A 9869-nucleotide genomic window follows, 5' to 3' on the forward strand; every position below is an offset into this window, starting at 1 on the left:
GTGAACTGCCTGCACGTGCTCGACGAGCTGCGCCCGCTCGAGGAGAAGTACGCCGACGTCCTCGTGACCATCGGCGTCCACTCGCCGAAGTTCGTGCACGAGGCCGAGCACGCAGCGGTCGTCGCGGCGGTCGAGAGGTACGGCGTCCACCACCCGGTGCTCGACGACCCCGACCTCGAGACGTGGAAGCAGTACGCCGTCCGCGCGTGGCCGACCCTCACCGTCGTCGACCCCGAGGGCTACGTCGTGGCGCAGATGAGCGGCGAGGGCCACGCCCACGCGCTCGACGCCTTGATCGCCGAGCTCGTGGCCGAGCACGAGGGCAAGGGCACCCTGCACCGCGGAGACGGGCCGTACGTCGCGCCCCCGCCCAGCGACGACCTCCTGTCGTTCCCCGGCAAGGTGCTGGTGCTCGATGACGGCACGCTGCTGGTGAGCGACACGGCGCACCACTCCCTCGCCCATCTCGATGCGGACGGTGAGACGCTCATCCGCCGGATCGGTTCGGGCGCAAGGGGTCTCATCGATGGCCCGGCCGGGACAGCCCAGTTCTCCGAGCCGAACGGCCTGCTCCTGCTGCCGCCCGCCGTCGCCGAGCGGGTGGGGTACGACGTGATCGTGGCCGACACCGTGAACCACGCGATCCGCGGTGTGGTTCTGGCGACTGGCGAGGTGCGCACCCTCGCGGGCACCGGCGCTCAGTGGATGCAGGGCGAGCCGACCTCTGGCGCCGCGCTCGACGTCGCGCTCTCGAGCCCGTGGGACGTCGCGTGGTTCGACGACGGCGTCCTCATCGCGATGGCCGGCGTGCACCGCCTCGACCGGCTCGACCTCGCGACCGGCGAGGTGCACGCGTACGCCGGCACCACCAACGAGGGTCTCGTCGACGGCGAGCTGCCGCACGCATGGTTCGCGCAGACCAGCGGGCTCGCGACGAGCGCCGAGGGCAGCACGCTGTGGCTCGCGGACTCGGAGACCTCGGCGCTGCGCCGGGTGCGCAACGGGCTCGTCGCCACCGAGATCGGTGCCGGCCTGTTCGACTTCGGCCACCGGGACGGCGCGGCCGAGCAGGCGCTGCTCCAGCACCCGCTGGGTGTGTGCGAGCTGCCCGACGGCTCGGTGGCCATCGCCGACACCTACAACGGGGCGGTGCGTCGCTTCGACCCCGCGACCCGCGAGGTCTCCACGCTCGCAACAGGTCTCGCCGAGCCGAGCGATCTCGCGGTGGTCGCCGACGACACCCGGGGCCACGTGCTGCTCGTCGTCGAGTCGGCCGCGCACCGGCTCGTGCGCATCGCGCTGCCGGACGAGGCCCTGCGCGTCGAGGGGACGGCGTACCGCACCCGGCGGCCACCGACCGATGTCGCTCCCGGACCGCTCGACCTCGAGGTGCTGTTCACGCCTCCCGCCGGTCAGAAGCTCGACGACCGGTACGGGCCCTCGACGTACCTCGTGGTGTCGGCGTCACCGCCCTCGCTGCTCGTGGACGGCACGGGCAGCGGCACCGACCTGCGGCGCGGGCTGGTGCTCGCCGACCCGGCGGCGACAGGTGCCGAGTCCGGTGTGCTGCATGTGTCGGTGCGTGCGGCGTCGTGCGACGACCCGGACGCTCCGGGTGCGGCCGAGTTCCCTGCCTGCCATGTGCACCAGCAGGACTGGGGTGTGCCGGTACGACTCACGGCCGAGGGCGGCTCGCGCCTGGCGCTCGTGCTGGCGGGTCTCGACGCCTGACCGCGCGGCTAGGCTCGCGTCATGCCGCACCTCGACGTGAGCGACTGCGTCCTCGTGGTCATCGACGCGCAGCCGGGCTTCTACCCGCCGTCGCGCCTCGACGTCGACCGGGCCCAGTTCGCGTCCGCGCTCGACCGGGCGGCGTGGGTCGCGGGCCTCGCCTCCGCGCTCGGTGCGCCGGCCGTGCTGACCGAGGAGGACGCGCCCACCAACGGCCCGACGTACGAAGCCATCACACGCGTGCTGCCGCCAGCCTCCCCGGTGCTCGTCAAGCAGGTCTTCGGGGCCGACGCGAACCCGGAGATCGACTTAGCCGTCAGGCGTCACGGCCGGTCAGCGGTCGTGCTCGTGGGCCTCGAGACCGACGTCTGCGTGGCGCACTCCGCGATCGGATGGAGTGCGGCCGGTGTCCGCGTGGTCGTGGTCCACGACGCCGTCTACTCGGCCGGGGCGGGGCACGTGAACGGCATCGCGCGCCTGCGGGCGGAGGGCGTGGAGCTGCTGTCGGCGAAGGAGCTCTACTACGAGTGGCTGCGCGACCTGCCGAGCGTGCGCGCGTTCGACGCCGCGCACCCGGACCTCGCCACGCCGCCCGGCTTCTCGCTCTGACCCTCGCCTCGTTGTCGCCTGCCGTCCGCCACACTGACGGTCATGGACGACGACGCCTCTCCCGAGCCGGGCCACGACGATCTGCGCGTCGAGGCGGCGCGCGAGGTCGTGACGATGGCGCTGTACCAGAGCCTTTCGATCCTCGCCGTGCTCCTCGCGACGCCGACGCCGAGCGCCGAGGGTGCCAACATCCGCGTCGCGATCACGGTGTTCCTCACGGGGCTCGGCCTGCTCCTCGCCCACCACGTGGCGTTCCGTCTCTCGAGCCGGCTGGTGAACCAGGGCCTGCTCAGCGACGCGAGCCTCCGCCTGCTGCGGGCACAGGCGATCGGCGGGCTGCCGATCGTCGTGGGGGCGGCGATCCCGCCCCTCCTGCTCGGCGCCGACGTCGGCACCACTGTGAGCGAGGTGCTGCTGCTCGTGCTCGTCGGTCTGGTGGGCTACCGCGCCGTCCGACCCGCGCGCGACCGTCGGCAGGCGCTCGGCTACCTCGTCGGCCTGCTGGTGCTGGTGGGCCTGCTCATGGTGCTCAAGACCGCCGTCGGCCACTGACCGCGGCGCCCTGCACGGGTCAGTAGTTGTCGAGGGTGGGGATGAGGGCGGTCAGGCGGGTGCTGTCGTCCGCCGTCCAGCCCGGCGGCTCAGACACCTCGGCCCAGAACCCGGCCATGGAGTCGCCGTAGTTGTGACCCTGCCCCTGAGGCACGGCGACTCCCATGAACTGGTCGACCGTCACCTGCAGGAACGTGATCACGGGGTACCACCGCATGTCCGGGCTCCGGCCCGGGCCCGGAGGCTCCTTGAGCCAGTCCGGCTGCTGCGCGATCAGCGCGGGGGACCACCACACGACGGAGTCGTTGGCATGCTGGACGTACAGCACCTTCGGGTCTCCCCACGGCCCGGCCGGCTTCGCCATGTCGTCCACGACGCCGGCGAACCGCACGGTCTGGCCACCCTCGTAGACCGGCTGCCACTGCGGGCTTCCGGTCTCGCGGTCCGCAGCGATCTGGCCCCACGGCTGGCTGAAGTTCGGCGTGCCGACGAACACCGCGCCGTCGCTCTGCGCCGAGATCGACGCCGCGTCCGGGAACGCCGACTGCAGCGAGAACGATCCGAGCGACAGGCCGCAGCCGAACAGCTTCGGCCGCGACGCCTCGGGAAGCGTCTGCACCTTGTCGTACACCGCAGTCCAGACGGCCTGTCCGGCCGCCCGGGCATCGTCGACGTCGACGAGGGTCGAGATCCACGACGGCAGGTACGAGTACTGGATACCCACGATCGCGGAGTCGCCGTTCCACTGGTACTCCAGCGCGTTGGCGGTCTGCGGCTCGATCCAGCCGGTGCCCGTAGTACCGCACACGAACAGTGCCGCGCGGTCGAAGCCGCCTGCGCGCTCGAGGTCCTGCACCGCGAGCGCCGCGCGAGCCTGCGGGGTGTCGGCGCTGTTGAGGCCGGCGTACACGCGTACCGGGGTCTTCGCCGGCTCGCCGTTGAACGCCGTGAGCTCCTCGGCGCTCGGGCCGCGCGCGACGAAGTTGCGACCCTCGAATCCGAGGCTGTCCCACGCGATCAGAGACTGCGGCGAGCCGGACACCTCGGGCTGCTGCGGCTCGGTCACGCCCTCGGCGGTCGAGGTGAGGCTTCCGGAGTACAACCGGTCGGCCAGCGCGGAGAAGCCCTTGAACAGCACGTCCGTGACGGCGAGGTAGACCAGGAGCGCGATCACGAGCGAGGCGAGGACGAACGCCACCGGGGCGGGCAGCCAGCGGTCGAGCTTGGACCCGACCCAGCGGTTGAGCCGGCGTAGGCCCCTGCCGACGAACACCGCGCCGATCGCGGTCGGGATGGCGACGACCCCGACCACGAGCGCCCAGAGGTAGCCCTCGTCCTCGAACCCGACGGCCTCGCGCACGCCGTTCTGCCAGTACGTGCCGAGCAGCAGGTTCGTGATCACGAGCAGGACGGCCCAGATCGCGAGCACGCGCCAGGCCCACGTCTTGAACCGCGGCGAGAACTCGCGCAGCGGCGTGAGGCGGATCAGCCAGCTGATGAGACAGCCGAGGCCGTAGCCGAGCGCGGCGCCGAGGCCCGCGATGACACCCTCGAAGATCCAGGGGCGGGGCAGCAGCGACGGGGTCAGCGCCCAGCCGAAGCTCGTGACGGCCATGAAGATGCCGAGGAAGTTCGGGCGCTTCCACCAGGGGCGGCGTGCCGCCGGCGTGGCCGGACCGGCCGGGGCGCTGTCGCCGGTGTCGTCGGTCAGGGTGCTGCCGCCACCGGATGCGTCGCTGCTCACGGCGATGAGACTAGGGCGACGTGCGAGGCGGCCGGACGTGTACCCGTGAAACGTGGCAGTTCAGATGGGCGTGGTGGGTGGCTGTGCCACCGGGTCGAGCACCGTGCGCGCGTCCACCCGCACGACCGTCCCGGGCTCGCCCACGATCTCCGCCCCGGATCCCCGCGCACGTCGATGCCGCCGGTACACCACCGCGGCGAGTGCGCTGAAGAACGCCGTGAGCACGCCGCCGCCGATCAGGCCGGAGCGTGGGCCGAAGGCCTCGGCGGCCCAGCCGATCACGGGCGCGCCGATCGGCGTACCGCCGAAGAAGACCAGGGTGTAGATGCCCATCACCCGGCCGCGGACCCAGCCCTCGCTGCGGCTCTGCAGGTAGGTCTGCACGGACGTCGTGAACGTCATGGCGGTGATGCCGGCGAACGGGAGGAGCAGCAGGATCGAGGCGTACGTCGGGGCGAAGCCGACGACGATCTCCACGCAGCCGAACACGACGGCCGAGGCGACCACCAGCCGCAGCGGCACGTGCACCCGGCGAGCGGCGAGAAGCGACCCGGCGAGGGCGCCGAGCGCGAGCGCGGTCGACATGAGGCCGAAGGCCTCGGCGCCGACGCCGTACTCGAGCCGGGCCATGAGCGCCATGGTCATCTGGTAGTTCAGGCCGAACGTCGCGACGACGAAGGCGAGGCAGAGCGCGAGCACCATGTCGGAGTTGCGGCGGACGTAGGCGAGGCCCTGCCGCAGCCTGACGGAGCCCTCCTGGCGCCGCTGCGGCCGCAGCTCGGAGGTGCGCATCGCGAGCAGCGCAGCGATGGTGACGGCGAATGACAGCCCGTTGAGGACGAACACCCAGCCGCTGCCGAGAACGGCGACGAGCACGCCCGCGAGCGCGGGGCCGACGAGCCGCGCGAGGTTGAACGACGCGCTGTTGAGCGCGATCGCGTTCGGGAGCGAGTCCTTGCCGACGATCTCGTTGACGAAGGCCTGCCGCGCGGGGTTGTCGAAGGCGCTCGCCACTCCGAGCGCGAAGGCCATGAGGTAGACGATCCCCACCGTCGCGAGGCCGGCGAGCGCGAGGACGCCGAGGAGGATCGCCAGCAGCCCCATCACGGCCTGCGTGACCACGAGCAGCTTGCGGCGCGGGATGCGGTCGGCGAGCGTCCCGCCCCACAGCGAGAAGAGCAGGTAGGGCAGGAACTGCAGCCCGGTGGTGATGCCGAGGGCGACGCCGGAGGAGCCCGACAGGTCGAGCACGAGCCAGTCCTGGGCCACGCGCTGCATCCAGGTGCCGGCGTTCGACAGCACCTGCCCGCCGAAGTAGAGGCGGTAGTTGCGCACCTCGAGTGCGCGGAACATGGGGGTCACGAGTCGGCGAGCACCTCCAGCACGGGGAGGGCGGCCGCGAGCGCCTCGCGCTGCTGGGAGGTCAGCCCGACCAGGTGGGTGGCGAGCCACTCGTCGCGGCGCCGACGGTCCTCGCGGAGCATCTTGGCTGCCTTCGGCGTGAGCGACACGAGCTGCTGGCGGCCGTCGGCCGGGTCGGCCACCCGGTCGACGAGGCCGGCCTCCGCCAGGTTGGCCAGCACCTTCGTCATGGTCGGCGGTCGCACCTGCTCGTGCTGCGCGAGGGCGCCCGGCGTCAGCGGGCCGAGCCGGTCGAGGGTGGCGAGCACGCTGATCTGACCGAGCGGGATGCCGTGGTCGGCGCGCTGCTGACGCAGCCGTCGGGCCAGGCGCATCGTGGCCAGCCGGAGGTCGTGCGCGAGGTCGGCGGTGACGGCGGGGCTCGGAGACATGTTCGTTAGCATAACTAACGATCGGTCCATCGCCAACCGGGTTGTCCGTTGGAATGGAGGACGGAACACGCCCGTGAACGGCGCTGCCCGTCCTGATGGGGTGGGATCAGGCCGGGGGAGTCAGCGGGCGGAGCCGACGGCGGCGCGGCGCAGGCGGTCGAGGACGGCGTCGGCGAGCGCTCCGCCGCCGGGCGCGATCGCGACCACGGTGCGGACGGCACGGGCGTCGGCCTCGCGCAGGGCGGCGTACAGGGCGCGGGCGTACGCCGCGGAGTCCGTCGGCGAGGCCAGCCGCACGACCCCGGCCGGTGTCGCGACGTCGGCGGGGGCCAGCAGCGCGACCGGCGCGGACGCCGAGGCGACGGCGTCCGCGACGGCGTCCGCGGCCGCGTCCGCCAGGACGACCTGGGCCGACGGCGCGTAGTGGGCCGCGAGGGTTCCTGGTGCCCGCACCGACGTATCGGCCGCCTCGACGTCCAGACCGGTGACCGCCTCGATCTCCTCGACGCCGACCGCGCCGGGGCGCAGCAGCCGGGGCGCCGGGCCCGTGCAGTCGACGATCGTCGACTCCACCCCGACGTCGCTGGCGGCACCGACCAGGACGGCGTCGCGACCGGGCTCGAGGACGTCGCCGAGCTCGTCGAGCACGTGCGCGGAGTCGGTGGGGCTGACACGGCCGAATCGGTTGGCGCTCGGTGCCGCGACGCCACCGCCGAAGGCGACGAGCAGCGCGTGCGCCACCGGGTGCGCGGGCACCCGCAGACCGACCGTCCCCTGGCCGCCCGTCACGTGGTCGCCGGCGCGCGGCCCACGCGGCAGCACGAGGGTGAGCGGGCCTGGCCAGCACGCGGCTGCGAGCAGGAGCGCGTACGGCGGGACGTCGACGGCCCAGCCGTCGTGCACGGCCTCGGCGTCGGCGAGGTGGACGATGAGCGGGTGGTCGGCCGGACGCCCCTTGGCCGCGTAGACGCGTGCGACCGCCGCCGGGTCCTCGGCGTCGGCCCCGAGCCCGTAGACCGTCTCGGTGGGGAGGGCGACGAGCCCGCCGGCCCGCAGCAGCCGTACGGCGGCGTCGACGTCGCTCGTCAGCAGCGCGTCACGCCGGGCCTGGTCCACGGCGTCATCCTCGCAGTTCGCTCACGAACGGGGCGCGGGCTCAAGGCAGGGCGCTCCACCGGCCGATGACGTGGCTATGACCGCGCTGGTGCTGCTGCTGACCGTCGCCCTCGCGGCGCTCGTCGTGGGCAAGCAGCTCGACGACCGCCGCGCCCACGCGCGCGTGCCGGACGCGACCGCCGCCGCTGAGGCCTCCGGCGAAGGGCCGGGCTAGCTCGCGGACGGTGTGGCGGACGGGCTAGCCGACGCCGTGCCCGAGGCCGGCTTCGACGGCGTCGGGCATCCCGGGCCGGGCGAGGCGACCGGCTTGGCGAGCGCGGCATCGACCGCCTTCTGCGGTGCGACCGCCTTCCACTTCTCGCCGAGGACGAGGTCGACCGTCGCGTCGGTCCGCTTGTCCTTCACGAGCTTGGCCTTCGGCGCGTAGAAGCGCAGGAGCTTCGCGTTGTCGAGACCGCTCTCGCCGTACCGGATCTCGGCTACACCGGCGACGGTCTTGCCGAGGGGGTCGTTGGCGACGGCGCCGATGCCGAACTCGCGCGCCTTGAGCTCGTCGGCCGTGGCGCGGGCGAGGCCCGAGCGGTCGGTGGCGTTGTAGACGTTGACGGTGACCGTGGCGGGCTCGGGGAGCGCGGCGCCGGGGGTGACGGTGACGGTGACGCAGGTGTCGGGCGTGCTGCTCGAGCTGCTGCCCGGCCCCGGCTCGTTGCCGCCGCCGCGCAGGAGCACCACGGCGCCGTACGTGCCGCCGAAGACCACGGCCATCATGAGGACGACGAGCAGGCCCGTCGCCCAGGGACGGCGGCGCCGCGGACCTCCGCCACTCGGTCCGATGACCGTTCCGCTCAGCATGCTCATCGGGTGCCCCCACGGCTGGTTCCGACGGTACGGGTGGTGCCGGCCGCACCCCGGGTCGCGCCCGGGTCGTCGAGGTCGAGCACCCGCGCGTGCAGCAGCGGGCGTCCGTGCAGCGCCGTACGCAGGGCCCGGTGCAGGCCGTCCTCGAGGTAGAGCACGCCCTGCCACTTCACGACGTGCGCGAACAGGTCGCCGTAGAACGTGGACTGCTCGTCGAGGAGGGTCTCGAGATCGAGCATGCGCTTGGTGGTCACGAGGTCGGCGAGGCGCACCTGGCGCGGGGCGACCCCGGCCCAGTCGGAGGGCGTGAGGGCATGGTCGGGGTACGGACGCCCGTCTCCCACACCCTTGAAGATCACCTGATCGAGTCTAGGCGGCGATCCGCGCGAGTCCCGCCTCTGCCGGTCGCGCGCCGCGGATTCGCCCCGATCGGCCGATCCTCGGTGCCCGCCGTCCGGCAGCGCGTCCGGGCATGAGGTGACCCCCCGCGCACCCGCCAGAGCCCGCTTACCCTTGCTGCCTTCCGGCCCTGGGGGAGTTCGGCAGGGTGACGCCACGCGAGGGGTCGTCCGCAAGCATAGGCCAGGGCGTGGGCGGCGCCGAAACACCGGCGGCGTCGGTCAGGGGGCAGTCGCCGGAGCCCGGTTTGGTGATGACCCCACCGACGCCCGTATCCTCTGCGGCGGAGGATTCGCCTAGTGGCCTAGGGCGCACGCTTGGAAAGCGTGTTGGGGGAAACCCCTCAGGGGTTCGAATCCCCTATCCTCCGCCAGCACGTGACGACGGGCGGGAGCGCAGTGCGCTCCCGCCCGTCGCGTGCTCCGTGCCGGATCAGCCGGCCAGCGCCTCGCGCGCGGCGTCGGCCACGCCGGTCGCCGGACGGCCGAGCAGCGCGGTCAGGTCGCTCGGGTCGACGTACAGCTCGCCCGCGGCGATTCCGCGGTCGACGTCGGAGAAGATCAGCGGCAGCGGCTCGGGCAGGCCGGCGCCGGCGAGGATCCCCTGGAACGTCTCGACCGGGACGTCGGTGTAGGCGATCGAGGAGCCGGTGACCTCGGACAGGATCGCGGCCAGCTCGGTGAGCGTGACGGCCTCGCCGCCGAGCTCGTAGACCTTGCCCGCGTGGCCCTCGCCGGTGAGGACGGCGGCCGCCGCCTCGCCGAGCTCGCGGCGCAGCACGAGGCTGACCTTGCCCTCGCCGGCCGAGCCGACCATGCCGTGCTCCAGGTACGTCGGCACCTGGGCGGTGTAGTTCTCGACGTACCAGCCGTTGCGCAGCGCGGTCCAGGCGAGGCCCGAGGTAGCGAGGGCCTCCTCGGTGGCGCGGTGGTCGGCGAGCAGCAGGATCGAGGACGTCGAGGCCTTCGGGCCGGAGGTGTACACGACGTGCTCAACGCCGGCCGCCGTCGCGGCGTCGATCGCGTTGCGGTGCTGGCCGACGCGGTCGTCGAACGAGCCGCTCGAGA

General features: G+C 73.1%; 11 protein-coding genes, 1 tRNA gene and 1 other RNA gene. 5 read left to right on the top strand and 8 right to left on the bottom strand.

Annotation, left to right across the window (positions count from 1 at the left end; all coding sequences use genetic code 11):
- The 3 genes from ACFQGU_RS17865 to ACFQGU_RS17875 form a co-directional block, all read left to right on the top strand.
- Window positions 1–1731: NHL domain-containing thioredoxin family protein (locus ACFQGU_RS17865; protein WP_386769052.1), on the top strand; the 1731-nt coding region annotated here is incomplete at its 5' end.
- A 21-nt stretch (window positions 1732–1752) separates the two neighbouring features.
- The gene (locus tag ACFQGU_RS17870; protein WP_386769053.1) at window positions 1753–2340 is read left to right on the top strand and encodes an isochorismatase family protein; all 588 of its coding nucleotides are present in this window, start codon (window positions 1753–1755) and stop codon (window positions 2338–2340) included.
- A 42-nt stretch (window positions 2341–2382) separates the two neighbouring features.
- Window positions 2383–2892 (top strand): hypothetical protein, encoded by a 510-nt coding sequence (locus tag ACFQGU_RS17875; RefSeq protein ID WP_386769054.1) that lies wholly within the window; start codon window positions 2383–2385, stop codon window positions 2890–2892.
- A gap of 19 nt (window positions 2893–2911) precedes the next feature.
- On the opposite strand, the gene ACFQGU_RS17880 is transcribed toward ACFQGU_RS17875, so the two are convergent.
- From ACFQGU_RS17880 to ACFQGU_RS17895, 4 genes are all read right to left on the bottom strand, one after another.
- Window positions 2912–4636, bottom strand: a complete 1725-nt coding sequence (locus ACFQGU_RS17880) for an alpha/beta hydrolase (RefSeq protein ID WP_386769055.1) — start codon at window positions 4634–4636, stop codon at window positions 2912–2914.
- 60 nt (window positions 4637–4696) lie between these two features.
- Window positions 4697–5989 carry an MFS transporter gene (locus ACFQGU_RS17885; protein ID WP_386769062.1) on the bottom strand — a complete coding sequence of 431 codons (1293 nt, stop codon included), beginning with the start codon at window positions 5987–5989 and terminating at the stop codon, window positions 4697–4699.
- 5 nt (window positions 5990–5994) lie between these two features.
- A complete protein-coding gene (locus ACFQGU_RS17890) occupies window positions 5995–6429 on the bottom strand; it encodes a MarR family winged helix-turn-helix transcriptional regulator (protein ID WP_386769056.1) in 435 nt (144 codons plus the stop codon).
- A gap of 120 nt (window positions 6430–6549) precedes the next feature.
- Window positions 6550–7545: an L-threonylcarbamoyladenylate synthase gene (locus ACFQGU_RS17895; protein WP_386769057.1), complete on the bottom strand. Its 996-nt coding sequence runs from the start codon at window positions 7543–7545 to the stop codon at window positions 6550–6552.
- Between the two features lie 76 nt (window positions 7546–7621).
- On the opposite strand from ACFQGU_RS17895, the gene ACFQGU_RS17900 reads away from it, so the two are divergent.
- Entirely contained in the window at window positions 7622–7759 is a 138-nt protein-coding gene (locus tag ACFQGU_RS17900) for a hypothetical protein (protein ID WP_386769058.1), read from the top strand.
- On the opposite strand, the gene ACFQGU_RS17905 is transcribed toward ACFQGU_RS17900, so the two are convergent.
- The 3 genes from ACFQGU_RS17905 to ffs form a co-directional block, all read right to left on the bottom strand.
- Window positions 7756–8403: a LytR C-terminal domain-containing protein gene (locus ACFQGU_RS17905; protein ID WP_386769059.1), complete on the bottom strand. Its 648-nt coding sequence runs from the start codon at window positions 8401–8403 to the stop codon at window positions 7756–7758. The two genes, ACFQGU_RS17900 and ACFQGU_RS17905, sit on opposite strands and share 4 nt — an antisense overlap.
- Complete coding sequence (locus ACFQGU_RS17910; RefSeq protein WP_386769060.1) at window positions 8400–8762, bottom strand: type II toxin-antitoxin system VapB family antitoxin; 363 nt, start codon at window positions 8760–8762, stop codon at window positions 8400–8402. The genes ACFQGU_RS17905 and ACFQGU_RS17910 overlap by 4 nt, the downstream gene beginning before the upstream one ends.
- A 114-nt stretch (window positions 8763–8876) precedes the next feature.
- Window positions 8877–8973: signal recognition particle sRNA small type (gene ffs / locus ACFQGU_RS17915), an RNA gene on the bottom strand.
- Between the two features lie 114 nt (window positions 8974–9087).
- Here ffs and ACFQGU_RS17920 point away from each other — a divergent pair.
- A tRNA-Ser gene (locus ACFQGU_RS17920) sits at window positions 9088–9175 on the top strand.
- Between the two features lie 59 nt (window positions 9176–9234).
- Here the strand turns inward: ACFQGU_RS17920 and ACFQGU_RS17925 are convergent.
- Window positions 9235–9869 (bottom strand): NmrA family NAD(P)-binding protein (locus ACFQGU_RS17925; RefSeq protein WP_386769061.1); only part of this gene is annotated, 635 nt, incomplete at its 5' end.

Origin of the sequence: Longivirga aurantiaca (assembly GCF_042660085.1) — a bacterium.
Taxonomy (GTDB): domain Bacteria; phylum Actinomycetota; class Actinomycetes; order S36-B12; family CAIYMF01; genus Longivirga; species Longivirga aurantiaca.